Annotated in this window: 9 protein-coding genes; 1 reads left to right on the top strand and 8 read right to left on the bottom strand. The window is 63.4% G+C overall.

Annotation, left to right across the window (positions count from 1 at the left end; all coding sequences use genetic code 11):
• Position 1: 1 nt before the first annotated feature.
• From GD429_RS00870 to GD429_RS00820, 8 genes are all read right to left on the bottom strand, one after another.
• Positions 2-1,201, bottom strand: a complete 1,200-nt coding sequence (locus tag GD429_RS00870) for an MFS transporter (RefSeq protein ID WP_152855271.1) — start codon at positions 1,199-1,201, stop codon at positions 2-4.
• Between the two features lie 333 nt (positions 1,202-1,534).
• Complete coding sequence (locus GD429_RS00860; RefSeq protein ID WP_152855270.1) at positions 1,535-2,359, bottom strand: phosphodiesterase; 825 nt, start codon at positions 2,357-2,359, stop codon at positions 1,535-1,537.
• A gap of 87 nt (positions 2,360-2,446) precedes the next feature.
• Entirely contained in the window at positions 2,447-3,478 is a 1,032-nt protein-coding gene (locus tag GD429_RS00855) for an ABC transporter ATP-binding protein (RefSeq protein ID WP_152855269.1), read from the bottom strand.
• A 21-nt stretch (positions 3,479-3,499) separates the two neighbouring features.
• Positions 3,500-4,402, bottom strand: coding sequence for an ABC transporter permease (locus GD429_RS00850; RefSeq protein ID WP_152855268.1), 903 nt, complete (start codon positions 4,400-4,402; stop codon positions 3,500-3,502).
• 10 nt (positions 4,403-4,412) lie between these two features.
• On the bottom strand, positions 4,413-5,237 hold the full coding sequence (locus tag GD429_RS00845) for an ABC transporter permease (RefSeq protein WP_152855267.1): 825 nt from the start codon (positions 5,235-5,237) through the stop codon (positions 4,413-4,415).
• Between the two features lie 17 nt (positions 5,238-5,254).
• Positions 5,255-6,283, bottom strand: a complete 1,029-nt coding sequence (locus GD429_RS00840; protein ID WP_174419054.1) for an ABC transporter substrate-binding protein — start codon at positions 6,281-6,283, stop codon at positions 5,255-5,257.
• A 73-nt stretch (positions 6,284-6,356) separates the two neighbouring features.
• A complete protein-coding gene (locus GD429_RS00835) occupies positions 6,357-7,382 on the bottom strand; it encodes a substrate-binding domain-containing protein (RefSeq protein ID WP_152855266.1) in 1,026 nt (341 codons plus the stop codon).
• Between the two features lie 1,003 nt (positions 7,383-8,385).
• Entirely contained in the window at positions 8,386-8,712 is a 327-nt protein-coding gene (locus GD429_RS00820; protein WP_227791513.1) for a hypothetical protein, read from the bottom strand.
• An 881-nt stretch (positions 8,713-9,593) separates the two neighbouring features.
• Between GD429_RS00820 and GD429_RS00810 the strand changes: the two genes are divergently transcribed.
• The gene (locus GD429_RS00810; RefSeq protein WP_227791512.1) at positions 9,594-18,869 is read left to right on the top strand and encodes a hemagglutinin repeat-containing protein; all 9,276 of its coding nucleotides are present in this window, start codon (positions 9,594-9,596) and stop codon (positions 18,867-18,869) included.
• The last annotated feature ends 1 nt before the right edge of the window (position 18,870 follow it).

Raw genomic sequence — 18,870 nt, 5'->3', positions numbered from 1 at the left:
CTCAGCCGCGCCGGCCGCCGCGATGGTGGGACCAGCCCGCGAGCGCGGTGAACAGCAGCCCTGCCGCGCACATGCCGAGCCAGCCGAACGCGCGCCATGCGGCGACGCCGGCCGACGAGCCGATCGCGCCGCCGATGAAATAGCACACCATGAACACCGTGTTGACGCGGCTGCGCGCCTCGGGCTTCAGCGCATAGATGCGCGACTGGTTCGAGATCTGCGCGGCCTGCACGCCGACGTCCAGCACGATCACGCCGATCACGAGCCCGACGAGGCTCGAGCCCGACAGCGCGAAGATCACGAACGACAGCGCGAGCAGCGCGATCGCGAGCGAGATGATCGCGCGCGGGCCGCGCGTGTCCGCGAAGCGGCCCGCGTAGGGCGCCGCGAGCGCGCCCGCCGCGCCGACGATCCCGAACAGGCCGGCCGCCTGCGGACCGAGATGGAACGGCGCGCCGGCGAGCAGCAGTGTGAGCACGGGCCAGAACGCGCTGAACGCCGCGAACAGCGCGGCGCCCGTCAGCGATGCCTCGCGCAGCCCGCGCAGTTCGACCGCCAGATGCCACATCGAGCCGAGCAGCTTGCCGTACGACAGCGTCGACGTCGGAGAGCTGCGCGGCAGCCGCAGCACGATCACGGCGGCCAGCGCGACGAGCGCCGCGACCGATGCGCCGAACACCGCGCGCCAGCCGAAATACTCGGCGACGAAGCCGGCGGCCGTGCGCGCGAGCAGGATGCCGAGCAGCAGGCCGCTCATCACGGTGCCGACCGCGTGCCCGCGTTCGGCGGGCGGCGCGATCTCGGCCGCGAACGGCACGGCCTGTTGCGCGATGGTCGCGAGCACGCCGATCGCGAGGCTCGCGACGGCGAGCACGGCCAGCGACGGCGCGGTGGCCGCCACGATCAGCGCGACCGACAGGCCGGCGATCTGCATCAGGATCAGCCCGCGGCGGTCGAAACGGTCGCCGAGCGGCGCGAGCAGGAACATGCCGGCCGCATAGCCGAGCTGGGTCGCGGTCGGCACGGCGCCGATCCACGATGCGCCGTCGGGAAAGGCCGAACGGAAGCTGTCGAGCAGCGGCTGGTTGTAGTAGATGTTCGCGACGGACACGCCCGCGATCGTCGCGAGCAGCAACAGCAGGCTGCGCGAGTAGTGGGGCGAGGCGGCGTCGGTCGGACGGTCGGTGGAGGCGGTGGACATGGCTGCGCGGGCGAAGTTGGGCGGCGCGGCGCGCGGTGCACGCGTCGGGTGCGCAGGCGGGCCGGGCGCCGGCCGAGGCTGCCGATCATACCGGAGCACCGTGAATCCTGCCGGGCGCGGCGAACCGGCAGGCCCGGCGAACTGGCGAACTGGCGAACTGGCGAACCGGCAGATCCGGCAGACCCGGCAGACCCGGCAGACCCGGCAGACCCGGCACAACCGGCACAACCGGCACAACCGGCACAACCGGCACAACCGGCACAACCGGCACAACCGGCAGATCCGGCAGATCCGGCACAACCGGCCGCCCGTTATCGCACGTGCTTCACTCGGTCAGTCGACCAGTTCCCCCGTCGGCTCATAGAACGGATACGGTCCGGCGCCTTCGTCCACATACACGTGGTGCGACGTCATCCCCGTATCCGGCGCATGACGATGCACCGCGAACGCCGGCGGTTCGAGCCGGAACGCGGACGGCGCATCGGCCCGCAGGTCGAACGCGACCTGATGCGCGGGCGCCGGCACGGCCGACGCGAGCGTGCCGCCGAAACGCGTGAACATCGTACGGTGCACGTGGCCGCACAGCACGCGCTCGACATTCGGATAACCGCGCAGCAGCGCGTCGAGTTTCGCGGCGGCGGCGGGCGCGAGGCGCAGCGCGTCCATGTGGCCGATCCCCGACACGAACGGCGGGTGATGCAGCGCGACGATCACCGGGCGGTCGCACGCGGCGTCGAGCTGCGCGGCGAGCCATGCGAGCCGCGCGTCGCACAGGTCGCCGTGGCTCGCGCCGGGCACCTGCGAATCGAGCGCGAGCACGCGCACCGCGCCGACGTCGAACGCGTACTGCACGAATTCGCCGTCGTGCAGCTCCGGACGATCGGCGAACGCACGGCGCAGCCCGGCGCGGTCGTCGTGATTGCCGATCATCAGGTAGTACGGAATCTCGAGCGGCGCGAGCAGGTCGCGCAGGTTGGCGTATTCGTCGTCGTGGCCGAAGTCGGTCAGGTCACCGGTGACGAGCACGGCGTCGGGGCGCGGCACGAGCGCGTTCAGCTTCGCGATGCAGCGCGCGAGCGCGGCAGCCGTGTCGACGCGCCGGTACGCGAGCTGACCCGGCCGCTTGATGTGGAGATCGCTGATTTGAGCTAGCAGCATCGTCGGTTCTCGGAATCGTCTGGTTATTGTGGGTGCGGCGTCATGCGCCGCAGCGGGGTGGCGCTTGCGTCGTGCATTCGATGTGCATCAAGCGCCAAGCGCGATCAGGCCTTCCGGTGCAATCGTAATGCCGACCGCCGTGCCGTGCGCGAGCGCGATGCGGCCCGGCACGTCGATCACGAGCGCGTCGGGCGCCGCGTGCTCGATCGTGAGCCGCGTGCGCTCGCCGAGGAATGCGCACGCGCCGACCGTGCCGCGCAACGGCGCATGCGCGGGATCGGCGAGCTGTGCATCCTCGGGGCGGAAGAACCACTCGTCGGCGGCATGCGGCGTGACGATCGCGCCGCCCGTCGTCACGAGCGCGCCATCGCGCCATTGTCCGCCAAGCCGGTTCAGCGTGCCGATGAACTGCGCGACCGTACGGTTGGCCGGCCGGTAGTAGATGTCGCGCGGCGTGCCGATCTGTTCGATGCGGCCCGCGCCCATCACGACGATCCGGTCGCCGAGCTCCATCGCTTCGGCCTGGTCGTGGGTCACGTAGACCGTCGTCACGCCGAGTTCGCGCAGCAGCGCATTCATCTCGCGACGCAGCACGTCGCGCAGTTTCGCGTCGAGTGCCGTCAGCGGTTCGTCGAGCAGCAGCACGCGCGGCCGCACCGCGAGCGCGCGCGCCAGCGCGACGCGCTGACGCTGGCCGCCCGACAGCTGATCGATCGGCTTGTCCGCGTGCGCGTCGAGCCGCATCATCGCGAGCAGTTCGTCGACGCGCTCGCGCAGCGCGCGCGGCTCGGTCTTGCGAATCTTCAGCCCGTAGCCGACGTTGCCGCGCACCGTCAGGTTCGGAAACAGCGCGTAGTTCTGGAACACCATGCCGACCTGCCGGCGCTCGATCGGCAGTGCGGTCACGTCGTCGTTGCCGAACGCGATCGTGCCGCCGGCGTCCGGCGTATCGAGGCCCGCGATCAGGCGCAGCGTCGTCGTCTTGCCGCAGCCCGACGGCCCGAGCAGCACGAGCGTTTCGCCCGCGCCGATCGACAGGTCGAGCGGTTCGAGCACGCGCGTGCCGCGGAACGTCTTCGCGCAGCCGGTCAGGGTGATGGGAGTGGAGTCGAGTTTCATGTCAGCGAAAGGGTCAGCGGGTCAGCGCGAGCGGCGCTTGAGTGCACGCGTGCCGGACGGATCGACGCCGAGCCATTGCATCGCGACGAGGAGCGGCAGCGTCATCAGCAGGAACAGGATCGTGTATGCGCTGCCGACTTCGAGGCGCAGCGACGCATAGGTGTCGGCGAGCCCGACGGGCAGCGTCTTGGTGTCGGGGGTGTGCAGCATCCACGTGAGGTTGAATTCGCCGATCGACAGCGTGAGCACCGCGAGCGCGCCCGCGACGATGCCGGGGCGCAGGTTCGGCAGCACGATCGTGACGAAGCGCGTGACGAACGATGCGCCGAGGCTGGCCGCGCCTTCCTCGAGCGTGCGCAGGTCGGCGCCGGCCGCGACGGCCGCGACCGCGCGCACCATGAACGGCAGCGTGAACACGACGTGGCCGACGACGATGAACCACAGGCTCATCCGGAACGCGGTGAAGCCGCCGTACACGACCAGGAGCGCGAGCGCCGACGCGAGGCCCGGCAGCGCGACCGGCAGCACGAGCGCTTCCTCGATCGCGCGCGAGATGCGGCTCTTGCTGCGCGCGAGCGCATAGCCGGCCGGCACGCCGACCGCGAGCACGATCGCGAGCGTCGCGAACGCGACATAGAGCGACAGTGCGACCGAGCCGTGATACTGCTGCCACACCTGTTCGAGCCAGCGCAGCGTGAGGCCGCTCGATAGTCCGCGGAAATAGTTGACGGTCAGGCCCGCGAGCACCGACATCACGACGGGCACGATCAGGAACGCGCACAGCAGCAGCGTGACGCCCCATTGCAGCGCGGCGATCGCACGCGCGCCCGTGACGCGCGGCGCGCGGCGCGCGACGCCGTTCGCCTGCGCGGGAACGGGAGCGGGCGCCGGAGACGGCGCGGAAGAGCCGGAAAGCGATTGCATGCAGGAATCCTCAGGCCGCGGCGGCGGCGGTGTGGCCGGTGAAGCGGCGCGCGAGCGCGAGCACGGCCCAGGTGACGACGCCGAGCACGATCGACAGGCCGGCCGCCGTCGCGATGTTCGCGTTCAGCGTGAACTCGGTATAGATCGTCATCGGCAGCACGTTCAGGTCGGTGGCCAACGTGAACGCGGTACCGAACGCACCCATCGCGGTCGCGAAGCAGATCGCGCCGGCCGCGATCAGCCCGGGCGCAAGCGCGGGCAGCACGATGTCGACGAAGATGCGCCACGGCGACGCGCCGAGCGAGCGCGCGGCTTCCTCGAGCGACGCGTCGAGCTTCGACGCGGCCGCGATCACGGTGACGATCACGCGCGGAATCGAGAAGTACAGGTAGCCGACGAACAGGCCCGCGACCGAATACGCGAACACCCATTTGTCGCCGGTGAGCTTCGCGGACAGCATGCCGATCAGCCCCTGGCGCCCGGCGAGCATGATCACCATGAAGCCGACGACGACGCCCGGAAACGCGAGCGGGAACGTGAGCAGCGCGAGCAGCACGCGCTTGCCGGCGAATTCGCGGCGCGCGAGCAGCAGGCCGGAGATCGTCGACAGCGCGAGCGTCGCGAGCGTGACGCCCGCGGACAGCGCGACGGTCTCGCCGAGGCTCTTCATGTAGCGCGCATTGCCGAGCAGCGCCGCGTACTGCGAGAAGAACGCGCCGTCGGCGGACACCTGCACGAGCGCCGCCATCGGCAGCAGCCAGAACGCGGCGAACATCGCGAGCGCCGGCGCGACGAGCGCGACGCGCCAGCGCAGCGGGAAAGTCAGGTCGAGCATCGGTTGTGTCCGGCGGCTTACTGCATCACCTGCAGATACTGCTGGCCGAACGCCTGCTGGCCGGCCGCCATCTTGCCGAAGTCGACCGGCTTCGCACGTGCATACTCGCTCGCCGGCAGGAACTTCGACGCGACATCGGCGCCGAGCGCCTGCGCGCGCACCGGGCGCAGGTACGCGTTGGCCCACAGCTTCTGGCCTTCGTCCGACAGCACGAAGTCGAGCACCTTCCTGCCGTTCGCATCGTGCGGCGCGCCCTTCACGAGGCTCATCACGTACGGCACCGCGATCGTGCCTTCCTTCGGAATCACGAACTCGACGTTCGCGTTGTCCTTGTACTTTGCGCGATACGCGTCGAAGTCGTAGTCGAGCAGGATCGGAATCTCGCCGGACAGCACGCGCGCATACGCGGTCTGCTTCGGCACGATCGGCGCGTTCGCCTTCAGCTTGCGGAACCAGTCGAGCCCCGGCTTGAAGTTGTCGAGGCTGCCGCCGAGCGCCTGGTTGACGGCCACCGCGCCCGCGTAGCCGACGAATGCGCTGGACGGATCGAGATAACCGACCATGCCCTTGTATTCGGGTTTCAGCAGATCGGCCCACGAGCGCGGCACCGGCTTGCCGTCGAGCGCGTCCTTGTTCACGAAGAAGCCGAGCGTGCCCGAGTGGATCGCGAACCAGTAGCCTTGCGGGTCCTTCAGGTTCGCGGGAATGTCGTTCCAGTGCGCGGGCTTGTACGGCGCGATCACGCCCTTGTCCTTCGCCTGGAATGCCGACGACACGCCGAGGTAGACGACGTCGGCGACCGGGCTCTTCTGCTCGGCGATCAGTTGCGCGATCGACTGGCCCGAGTTCTTGTTGTCGAACGGCACGCGGATGCCGGTCTTCTGCTTGATCGCCGCGATCTGCGCGGCCCAGTCGGCCCATTCGGGCGGGCAGTTGTAGCAGATCGCCGTTTCGTCGGCGTGGGCGGCGGGTGCGCCGGCGAAAAGCGCGGCGCAGGCGAGCGGCGCGGCGAGTGCGCGCAGCAGCGAGGTCAGGCGAAAGGACACGGTGGGTCTCCGGGCGAGTGTGTGGCGCTAGGGTGGTGTGGTGGTCGGCGTGCGTGGTCGCACGCCGGTGCGTTCAGGCCTTGCGCAATTGCAGGTCGGTGGCCGGCGGCGCGATCGTCGCGCCGTCGCGCACCGCGTGCGGCAGGATCAGCGACGTGCGTTCGATCGTCGCGCCGCCGATGCATTCGACGAGACGCCGCCATGCGTGGCGGCCGATGTCGCGGTTCGGCGTCGCGACGCTCGCGAGCGGCGGCGCGAGCAATTCGCCGAGCGCGATCCCGTCGAAGCCGAGCACCGACAGGTCGTCCGGGATCGAGAAGCCCGCGCGGCGCAGGCCGCGCATCACGACCATCGCGAGCAGGTCGTTGCTGCAGAAGAGCGCGGTCGGGCGCGTGGCGCGCGAGGTCAGATGCGCGAGCACCGCGTCGGGCAGTTCGGGCGCGTTGAAGTCGACTTCGACCGGCGGCAGCGTGGCGACGCCGCTTTCCTCGAGTGCCTGCGCATAACCGAGATGGCGCTGGCGGGCGCGATCCGACGCGGCGAGCGAGCCGGCCAGCATCAGCACGCGGCGGTGACCGCGCGCGGTCAGCAGCCGCACGCCGTCATAGGCGGCGCGGCGGTTGTCGACCGACACCGACGGGCGGCGCTGCGTGTCGTTGTGCATCAGCACGTAATGCGGGCCGTCGCGATCGAGCATGTCGAGCAGCGGGTGCGTGTCCGCGTCGGCGACGGTGAGGATCAACCCTTCGACGCGCTGCTCGCGCAGCGTCTCGATCGCGTGACGCTCGCGCGCCGCGTCGTATTCGGTCGTCATCAGGATCAGCTTGAATCCGGCCGCCGTCGCGAGCTCGTCGATGCCTTGCAGGCAGTCGGCGAACACGGGGTTCGACAGCGTCGGCACGACGACGCCGACGAGCCGCGTGCGTTCGCCGCGCAGTTGCCGGCCGAGCGGGCTCGGGCGGAATTGCAGCGTGTCGATCGCGGTGCGGATCGTCTGCAGTGTGGCGGGGCTGACGGTATGCGGTGCGTTGATCGCGCGCGAAACGGTGGCGATCGAGAAGCCCGCGAGGGCAGCGACATCCTTGATGGTCGAGGTCATTAAGTAGCGCGATGTAAACGTTTTCGGCTGGGAAATTATCGAGAACGTTTGTGACTTCGCGATGACGCACGCGACGCTTGTTTCGCAAAAAAGCACGATACAAACGTCAGACGGTTGGGCCCGTCGGACAAGGCGGACTCGATTGTATCGGCGGATGTTGCGGCGCGGGACGAAATCGCATGCAGTGTCGTATCGGTGCTGATTACACTGGATGAATGCGTGCGATGCAGTGGTGCATCGAGGGGCGGTGGGGCGCGCGGGTTCGATGCGTCCCGATGCATCTCGCCGGAATAAGGGAACGCATGCACAAGCAATGGTAGAATCCCGTCCGCCCTCTTGCCGGGGTGATGAAATTGGTAAACATAGCGGACTTAAACGATTGAGTGCCCGGCCGGAAACGGTCGGTGCAGAACCCTTCAAATTCGGCGAAACCCCTGATGCGCGCATCGAGGCAACGCCGAGCCAAGCCTCGCGGCACCCGCGAGGAAGGTGTAGAGACTAGACGGGGGGCGCCTAAGGCGCACGGGCAGCGGTTACGCCCGCGCGCGACGGTGAAGGCATAGTCCAGCGCACGAACGGTTTCGCTCAGGCGACGCCGGCTTTGAAAGAAGCAGTGTGACGAAAATCCGCCGCCTTGATTGGCTTGCCGGTTCAAGTCCGGTCCCCGGCACCACGATCGCGTTCAGGCGATTCCATGAAGGTCCGAAAACCCGCGAGAGATCGAGCGCTCGCGGGTTTTTTGTTCCTGTTTTGTCCAGTCCAGGCGGTGTGAATGCGGGGGCACTTCCGGGGGAATTTTGGCTGATGGTTTGTGCCCCTGGCAAAAATGCCCCCTTTGGCTATCAGGTGCACCATGCTGCCGCCTGACGTCACTATCCGAAAGGACGCTCCACACGAAAAATCGTACCGCCTCTCGTACGTGAAGCCCATGCTTGAGACAGGGTCCGTGCCGGAGGGGGAGCGAAGAAGCGGACAGCCAGAACGGCTGCCACGACTGCGGCGATCATCGGTATTGCGTGCCGAAGGTATGACCGCACGACAGGCCCCAGTAGTTTTCAAGCAGACTGTCGTCGAGTATGCCGCCGACAGTGGAACCTGCGATTGAGCCGGCCGTGCTGCCAAGCAGCCCGGCGATCAGGGCGCCAGTCAATCCACCGAATACGACACCGAGCGGGCCTCCAATGGCGCCGACGGCTGCGCCAGCCTCGGCACCCGGATAGCGCCGTTGCGACACCGCTGGTTGCACCAGCGACGCTGCCACGCGTACTGCCTGCTTTCCGGCCGACGTTGAGCACATCAACCCGTGTAGAACCGCAGTGATGATGTGCATCGCTGGACGACCCCGGCGCTTCCGTCGCCCACGATGGCGCATACGAGAAGTGATTCGGTTCGGCAACGGTTGCTGCTGATGGTCGAGGCTCGGCCGACAGCGACGATGGAGATTCGAGCGGTTCGTCGTATGCCGGCGATTCAAATCTGCGTCGATAGGGTTCGGGGTCGAACGGCTCGCCATCATCGGGAAATGGATCGAGCGAACGGCGAGTGGGGTAGTCCAATGTCCGGGAGGACGTCGACGGCGCGTGTCGGACATCATGCAGCACGTGATCGGGGTAGGGGGCCGGGACCTTCCATTCGTCGATCGTGGGATCGAAACGCTCATACTGGACTGGAGAGGTAACGGCGGTAAGTGTAGGTGACGTTGGTGCGGGAGTCGGAGCAGCGCGTCACTTGAGAAACAGCACGATGCCGGTACAGGCAAGAATCACGACAGCGACATTACCAATCGCGAAGGCAAGAGTGGGGTGCATGGGGAGTTCCTGAGCGAAGTGCGCCGATGTGGGAGTGCAGTGGCGGAGCGGCCTTAGTTGGCCGTGCTCAGATAGGTCATATGTGACCGAGAAAGTCTACATTGCCGCGCGAGCGTGAACGATACGAGGATGAGGACCACGATTGACGCCCAGCCGGCGATCATTGTGCGGATTGTCGCGTTTCGATGAGGGTAAAGGGGAATTGAGATGGTCGAGATGTTTTCGAGATATTGCGATTCGACCTGTTGAGGTTGACAGGTTCGTTTAACAAACGTCTTGCTGACACCACAATTTGACACTCTTTAACTCGCATCGAGAGGGCGCGAGACATCGTCTGCGTGACAATGTGATGGTCCGTTGATCCGTAGTGCGCCGTGGCGCGATTTGCGAGTAGACCAGAACCATGAACAAAAATAACTACCGACTGGTATTCAGTCGCGTCCGGGGCATGTTGATTGCCGTCGAAGAAACTGCCAGTGCGTCAGGCAACGCCGGCCGAGGCGAAGCTGTGTCAGCAACTCTGGTCCCACATGTGTTCGCACGATTCGCGCTGCGCCAAGCGGCATTTGCGGTACTGGTTGTGGCCGGTGCGACGCCGATGTGGGCTAATGCGCAGATTGTCGGTGGTGGTGCGCATGCGCCATCGGTCATCCAGACACAAAATGGATTGCCCCAGGTAAATATTAATAAGCCTGGGAGCGCAGGCGTTTCATTAAATACCTATAATCAATTCGACGTACAAAAACCCGGCGCGATACTCAATAATTCGCCCACGATTGTTAACACGCAGCAAGCCGGCATGATCAACGGCAACCCGAATTTCGGGTCGAACGATGCCGCGCGGATCATCGTCAACCAAGTCAACAGCAACAACCCAAGCTCGATTCGAGGTTTCGTTGAGATTGCGGGACAAAAAGCCGAACTAATCATAAGTAATCCGGCTGGATTGCAAATCGATGGCGGCGGATTTATTAATACCTCACGCGCCGTACTGACAACCGGCGTTCCGTATTACGGTGCAGATGGCTCCGTGGCCGGTTTCAATGTCAATCGCGGGCTTGTAACGGTATCTGGATCGGGCCTGAATGCGGCAAATATTGATCAGGTTGACATCATAGCGCGCGCCGTTCAGGCAAATGCAGCCATCTATGCGAAAAATCTGAATGTAATCGCGGGTTCGAATCAAGTTAATCACGACACGCTCGCGGCGACGCCGATTCAGGGCGACGGCGTGGCCCCGGCGGTAGCGATCGACGTTGGTCAGCTCGGCGGTATGTACGCCAATCGCATTTTTCTGGTCAGCTCGGGCAGCGCTGTCGGTGTTCAGAATGCCGGCACGCTTTCGGCAGACGCGGCCGGCATGACGCTCACCACCGACGGACGGTTGGTGCAGTCCGGCAAGATTAGCGCGCTTGGCAACGTTGCGGTGTCGGCCGGCGGCGGCATCGACAACAACGGCACGACCTACAGCCAGCAGTCCGTGTCGATGAATACCGGCGCGGACATGACGAATACCGGCACGCTCGCCGCACAGCACAACGTTGGCGTGAATGCTGGTTCGCTGAATTCGACCGGCGCAATCGGCGCGGGCGTCGACAGCAACGGCACAGTCACGCAAGCCGGTGATCTGCAAGTGACGACGACGGGTCAATTGACCGCGACTGGCCAGAACATCGCGGGCGGTAACACGACCTTGCGCGGCTATGGCGTCAATCTGGTCGGCAGCAAGACGGCGACGAACGGCACGCTGGATGTGAACGCGACGGCGGGCGATATCAACCTGTCGAACGCAACGACGAGCGCACAGGGCGCATTGAACGCGACCGCAGCGGGCGTGATCGTCAACGACCACGGCAGTCTGTCCAGTCAGAGCGGTGCCACGCTGACTGCGGGCAGCATGTCGAACCAAGGCGGCACGGTGTCGGCACAAGGCCCGTTGACGGTGAAATTGTCCGGCGCGATTTCGAATCAGGCCGGCACGCTGGTGTCGCAAAACACCGCCGACGTGGAAGGTGGCGCGGTCAACAATCAGCAAGGCATCATCCAAAGCGCCGGCCAAATGAAGGTGGTCGCCGCTTCGCTTCAGAATTCCGCCGGGCGCGTCACGTCCCTGAACAGCGATGGCCTGACCATCACGACGAGCGGCCAACTGACGAACGCAGCGGGCACGACCGCCAACGGCGCGCAAGGCGGCGTGATCGGTGGTGATGGTGCCGTTACGGTTCAGGCTGGCAGCATCGCAAACCAAGGATCGATCAGCGCCGCGACCGATTTGACCGTCGGCGCGCAGTCCATCGACAACGGTAGCGGTTCGCTGACGGCCGGTCAGAACGCATCGGTCGATGCCGGCACGCACCTGGCTAACGCAGCCGGCAGCATTTCTGCCGGCGCGTTGGCAAACGTTCGCGCGACCAATCTGGACAATAGTTCAGGTTCGATTCAGGGCAGTCAGTTGTCGTTGACCGCGACCGACCTTGTGAACCGCTCAGGCGCGATTACGCAGACCGGCACGAACCCGACCAACATCGCCGTATCCGGCACGCTCGACAATAGTTCGGGCACCGTGCAGACGAACAGCGCCGACCTGAGCCTGACGCCTGCGACGCTGATTAATGACCACGGGAAAATCGCGCACGCCGGCACCGGTACGCTGACCATCGGGACCGGCGCGTTGTCGAATAACGGCGGGTCCATTGCGACCAATGGCGCGCTGGCACTAACCTCCGCCGCCGTGTCGAATCAAGCCGGCACCCTGTCCGCGCAGCGACAGGCCACGCTCGGCGTTCAGTCGCTCGATAACAGCGCATCCGGTTACATCGGCGCCGATAGCGTCACGATCAAATCCCAAGGGGCGATCAACAACAAAACCGGTGCCATCGAGTCGAATCACGCCCTGACGGTCTCGGCCGATAGCTTGGCGAACGACGGCGGTGCCGTTAAGGCACTTGGCACGGATGCACTGTCCGTCACGACAACGAATGCACTGACGAACACGGCAGGCGGCACGATCGGCGGCAACGGCGACGTGTCGGTTTCGAGCGGCACGGTCGACAATTCGAACGGTTCTTTGCTGGCCGCACAGTCGCTGTCGGTGCAGTCGAACGGCCAGCTCGCAAATTCGGCCGGCTTGATTCAAGCGAACGGCAACCTTAAGGTTGCGGCGCAAGGCGCGGTGCTCAATAACGGCGGGCAAATCGAGTCGAACGGCGCAACGGCAACGCTCCAACTGTCCGGATCGAGTATCGACAATAGTGACGGGCGAATTGCAAATATCGGCACGGGCGCGACGACGATCGACGGCGGCGCATCGATCACGAACACCGACGCATCCGGCAAAGCCGGTGCCGGCACGATCGGCGGTAACGGTGATGTGACGCTGACGGCGCAAACGCTCACCAATGCGCAAGGTGGTCAGACGCTGGCCGGCCACGACCTGACGTTGAACGTCGGCAGCAACGCGAACAATTCCGGCGGCGTACTGTCGGCCGCGAACAATCTGACGTTCAACGGTGCGAACGCTGCCCTTTCAAATGCGAGCGGATCTGTGCGAGCCAACGGAGTGCTGTCGTTGACGGCCGCATCGATTGACGACACGTCCGGCAAGATCGGTAACGACGCTGGCAGCGGCGGCAGCGTGTCGATTCAGACCGGTGCCCTGTCGAATCAGGGCGGCGCGATCGGTAGCGATCAAGACTTGACGCTTAACACCGGTACGTTGTCCGGTGACGGTTCCATCGTTGCAGGTCGCAACGGCTCGATCACGCTCGGAAGCGACTACACGCAGACGGCAGCAAACAGACTGCACGCGAACGGCAACCTGAATTTCACGACGTCGGGCAAGCTGACGAACCAAGGCGTGCTGGACGCCAACGGCGCGCTCACAGTGAATGCGGCGAACGTCGACAACCAGAGCGGCGCGGATTTGAATTCCGCCACGACGACGGTCAACGCGAACGGCGGCACGATCGATAATGCAGGCCGCATCGAAGGCGATACGGTCACGACCAACAGCGCGACGTTGAACAACACGGGCACCGTGATCGGTGCCAACGTCACGGCGAACGCCAACGCGATCACGAATACCGGTGCCGCCGCTGTCTTCGCCGCCGCTAACCAATTGAACCTGTATGCGACGAATCAATTGTCGAATACGGGCGGCGCGAACCTGTTCAGCGTCGGCGATATCAACATCGCAGCGAATGGTCAGCGTGACGCGAACGGGTTGCTCGCGAACCGCACGCAGAACGTGCTGAACGATCAATCCACGATCGAAGCACAAGGCAATGTTGAATTGGCCGCCGGCACGTTCACCAATTCGCGCCCCGCGCCGACGGTCACGACCGAAACAACCGGGACGACCACCTCGCATCAAACCAAGCGCCAGAAATACATCGTGTGCGCGACGATGAATGCGGACCCGAACGGCGGCTGCTCGCAGGCGATGTGGGTGAACGGCTATAAAACGGCGCTCACTTCAAGCTATAGCCCTGCGCAGGTTGTATCGGAATCGTCGGGGCCGAACGCGACCGACAAGGTGCTGGTCGTGAACGTGAACGGCAAGCAGCAGACGATTTACTACAACACGCTGACGACCAACGCAGACGGGTCGGTTACGGTCAACTATTGGGACGCATACGATCCGCACGTCAACTACGTCCCGGACACGGAATACACGACGCGCAGCGACGGTCACAACGGCTATCAGCGTGTCGAAATCTGGCGCGATACCACGTCGACGACTCAGCAAGACAAGGTAACAAGCCAGGCGCAGCAAGCACAGCTCATCGCGGGCGGCAGCATCACGATGGCGAACGTCGGCACGATCAACAACGACTACAGCGCGATCACGGCCGGCAAGTCAATTCAGATTGGCAGCACGCAGCAGAATGGCTCGGTGGGTAGCGGCAGTTACGGCGGTACGGTCGTCAACAACGTCGGTCGGACGCTGTATCAATACCAGACCGACAATATCGTATCGATGTACGCGTGGAATGAAGACACCACGCAGGATCGCGGCACGATCGTTGAACCGACCGTTGTCCATACGTCTATCGCGATCGCCGGCACGGGCGGCACGATTATCGCGAATCAGTCGGTGACGATCGACGCTCAGAGCGTCAATAACCAGAACGTCGCCGCGCAGAATTCGTCGACTGGCGCGACGGGGGGCACGCTCGGCAACAATGCAGCCAATCAACGCGTGTCGGGTAGCACTCTGAACAAGGTCGGTGCGGCCAGCGGCTCGACGACGGTCCCCGTACTGCAATCGGTCGCGAGCGCAACTGGCGCATTGTCGATCACGCTGCCGACGAGCGGCATGTACTCGGTTCATTCCGCACCGGGGCAACCGTATTTGATCGTCACCGATCCGCGGTTGACGAGCTATACGAATTTCATTTCGAGCGATTACATGCTCGGCCAGTTGAACCTGAACCCCGCGAGCATCGAGAAGCGTTTGGGCGACGGCATGTATGAACAGCAGATGGTGCGCAACCAGATTACGCAGTTGACGGGCCGCACTTTCCTGCCTGGTTACGCGAGTGCCGAAGACGAGTATCGCGCACTGATGACGAACGGCGCGAACTACGCGAAGATATTTGGTTTGGTTCCCGGCGTGGCACTGACCGCCGCGCAAATGGATGCGCTGACGAGCGATGTCGTGTGGCTCGTTGACCAGACCGTGACTCTGCCCGATGGCAGCACGACGCATGTGTTGGCCCCGGTCGTCTACATGTCGCAAACCCATGCGAACGACCTGCAACCGACTGGTGCGTTGATCGCGGCCGATGACGTTGAAATTCATACGATCGGCAGCACCACGAATACGGGCGTCATCAAGGGTGGTACGAAGACGGTACTCACCGCGACCGATATCCTGAATCGCGGCGGCACGATCTCGAGCAGCAGCACGAACGGCACGACAGTCGTATCCGCCAGCAATGACGTTGTGAATTCGTCGGGGATGATCACCGGCAATCGCGTTGCCGTCAGCGCCGGCCGGGATATCGTCAACACGACTCTGGTTGACGCCTTGGGCGCGACCGATGCATTGGGCGTAAGCAAAGTCAGTACGAGCTTGATCGGCCAGCAAGGCACGATCGCGGCAACGGGTGACCTGTCGGTTCAGGCTGGTCGCGACCTCACGCTTCACGGTGCGAATCTGTCGGCTGGCGGTGATGCGCTGGTCACAGCTGGCCGGGATATCAACGTCGATACGGTTCAGTCCACGACTAATCAATCGATGCGCTTGAATGATCAGCGACATTGGGAAGAATCCACGACGACGAACGTTACGAGCGGCATCAACGCGGACGGAAACCTGACCGTATTGAGCGGCAACGATGCGACGTTTAAGGGCGCAGCGGTGTCGGCCGGGAAGGATTTGTCAGTCGTTGCGCTTGGCAACCTGACGGCAACGACCGTCACGGACGAACACAAACTGAACAACGTCGCGGTTGACGGTCGTGCCCGCAAGGAAGTCGATCACACCTACGACCAGACTGTGGTGGGTACGACGTTCTCGGCCGGACACGATGCGGGGCTTGCGGCAGCCAATACCACCGATCCGACGAAGGGCAACGTCACGCTGACCGGTTCAACGGTAACGTCAGGCACCAACAGCGCTACGCCGGGTGGCGTGACGATCAATGCCAGCGGCAACGTCACGATGGACGAAGGTCGGGAAGAACACGACAGTTTCCGCGACGTGCAGACAAAGCGCGGCAGTTTCGTAAGCGGTTCGACAACCGATGGAATGCAAAACACGCAAACCAATATCGGTGTCGGCAGTACCCTGTCCGGGGATACGGTCCAAGTGCATGCGGGTAAGGACCTGACCATTCAAGGCAGTAACGTCGTTGGCACGAATGATGTCAAGCTCGACGCGACGGGCAACGTGATCATCAAGACTTCGCAGGACACGCAGAACGCACAGAGCTACTACGAGAAACGCGACTACGGCTTCCTCTCGGGCCTGAATCCGTTGAACCAGCTCGACGGTGGTTTGCAGGGTTATTCGATCGGTGTTCGTAAGACTACCGATGCGCAGCAGGCGACGAGCGTGACGAACGTCGGCAGCATGGTTGGTTCACTGAACGGCAACCTCTCGATTACGTCCGGCAACGATTTGCACGTAACCGGTAGCACGTTGCACGCTGGAAACGACCTGAAGCTTGACGGCAAGGCTGTGAAGATTGACGCGGCACACGATACTGGCACGCAAAGCGAACAGCAGTCGTTTAGCCAAACTGGCATTACCGCCGGTCTGAGCGGCACGATTGTGAACGCCGTGCAAACCGGTATTCAGATGAAAAACGACGTCCGTCACATCAACGGTGATGCTCGTCTTGGCGCACTTGCCGCTGCAACGACGGGACTGGCTGCCAAGAATGCTATCGATGAGATTGCGACCGTCGGCGGCGTTGGAAATATCGGCGTTAGCGTGTCGTTGGGTACAAGCCATAGCAACAGCAGTACGACGGCATCCCACAACACGGCTGTCGGCAGCACGGTTGCAGCGGGCCATAACGTATCTATTACGGCGACCGGCGCAGGCGCAAACAGCAATATCGATGTGCTCGGCAGCACGATCAGTGCCGGCAATGACGCATTGCTGAAGGCAGACGGCAAGATTAACCTTGAAGCCGCGCAAAACACGGACAGCCAGAACAGTAAAAACAGTGGGTCGAGTGCGGGTATCGGCGTGACCCTTGGCGTTGGCCAGCAAAACGGGTTGTCGTTCCAACTCGGGGTGTCGGGTAATAGAGGGAATGGCAACGGAAGCGACACGACTTATACGAATACACACGTTGCGGCTGGCAACAAGCTGACACTGGATTCCGGTGGCGATACGAATCTTGTCGGTGCCGTCGCATCCGGCAAGCAAGTCGTGGCCGACGTAGGCGGAAATCTGAACGTCCAGAGCCTGCAAGACACGAGCAAGTACGATTCAAAGCAACAGAGTGCGGGTGTGTCGATCAGTGTGTGTGTGCCCCCGTTCTGCTACGGCACGTCAAGCGGATCGGCCAATTTCAGTCAGCAGAAGATGCACAGCGATTACGCCGCAGTGTCCGAGCAATCAGGTATCAAGGCGGGCGACGGCGGCTATCAGGTCAACGTCAAGGGCAATACTGACCTTAAGGGCGGCGTGATCGCGAGTAGCGACAAGGCCGTACAGGACGGCGTGAATAGCCTGACGACGGCGACACTGACGACGAGCGATATCGAGAATCATGCATCTTATGACGCGTCGCAGGTCGGGCTTTCTGCCGGCTATGGCACGGGAGGTTGGAGCGCAAAGCCCCCCGTCGCACTCGGTGCTTCGGGCGATGCGAATTCCACAACACGTAGCGGCATTAGCGGCGGTTCGCTGACGATCACGGATAGCGCCAAGCAACAAGAACTGACAGGTAAGACGGCCGACGAAACGGTCGCGAGTGTCAATCGCGATACGTCGAATACGGGCGGCGCGCTCGCACCGATTTTCGACAAGGACAAGATTCAGGCCGGCTTTGATATTACGAGCCAGTTCATTAACGAAGTCGGAACGTTCGTTTCGAATCGCGCAGCCGAAGCGGACGCCGCAACGAAGGCGGCGAAAGACTCATCACTGACGCCTGAGCAACGCGCAGCGGCGCAGCAAACCGCTGACCAACTGAATGCGGATTGGGGGCCGAACGGTACGTATCGTCAGGTGCTAACCGCGCTGTCCGTTGCGGCGGGCGGAAACGTGACGGGTGGTGTCGGCCAGTTTGCGCAAAGTGCCACGGTGGCATACCTGCAAGAACTCGGCACGAATGGCGTCAAACAGATCGCCGACTATCTGGACAAGGACAGTACTGCCATTGGTGAAACGGCACGAGCGGCGCTTCACGCCATCGTCGGCTGTGCGGGTGCAGCAGCGAGTAGCCAGAGCTGCGGCTCGGGCGCGATGGGCGCAGCCGCGAGTTCGGTTCTCGGTTCGTTGATGGCACCGGCAAGCCAATTGACAGCGAGCGAACGTGACCAGCGCGAAAATCTGGTGACGAGTCTGGTTACTGCCGTTGCAGCAGCCTCCGGACAGAATGCAGCGACGGCGGCCGGTGCCTCAAAGATCGAAGTTGAGAACAACCAACTGGCCCCGGCGATCGGCAATACTGTTGGGGGCTCCTCCTATGTTCCTAAAGGGATGGGCGGATATACGGGTGAGCAGCGAACCAAAGACGATGCTGCTATCGTTGACCCAACGACAGACCTCGGGTCCGCAACGCCGGATGGTAAATTGTCTAGTCCTGAGGGCGTCGCGAAGACGCTTCATGACCTCACTACAGCAATCATTCCGGACCAGTGGGCAACCTTAGCTGACCTCGTTACCAGCGTTATCACAAGTGCGTACAACCCCAATCAAGGGGGTGTAGGTAACATGAAGCAGTTCCTCAACTCTCCGGGATTTGGTTCGGATCTGGGGGATGCAACACAGAAGACAAACTATCAATTCCAAGGTCAGAGTGTTTATAAGGTTACCTCCAATGTCGGCGATAACATCAAAAAGGGGGATCTCGTCTATCTGGATGGATTGCACAAGGACCACCTTGAAGTTTTTGATGGCAAGGGTAACTTTAAGAGCGTTGTGAATTTGGACGGGTCGGTAAATCAAAGCAAGACAGATGCTGGCTCGGGGCGAAAACTTAACATTAAGTGAA

This window comes from Burkholderia sp. BE17 (assembly GCF_009362305.1).
GTDB classification, from domain to species: Bacteria; Pseudomonadota; Gammaproteobacteria; order Burkholderiales; family Burkholderiaceae; genus Burkholderia; species Burkholderia pyrrocinia_C.
This window is presented reverse-complemented; position numbering and strand designations above follow the sequence as displayed.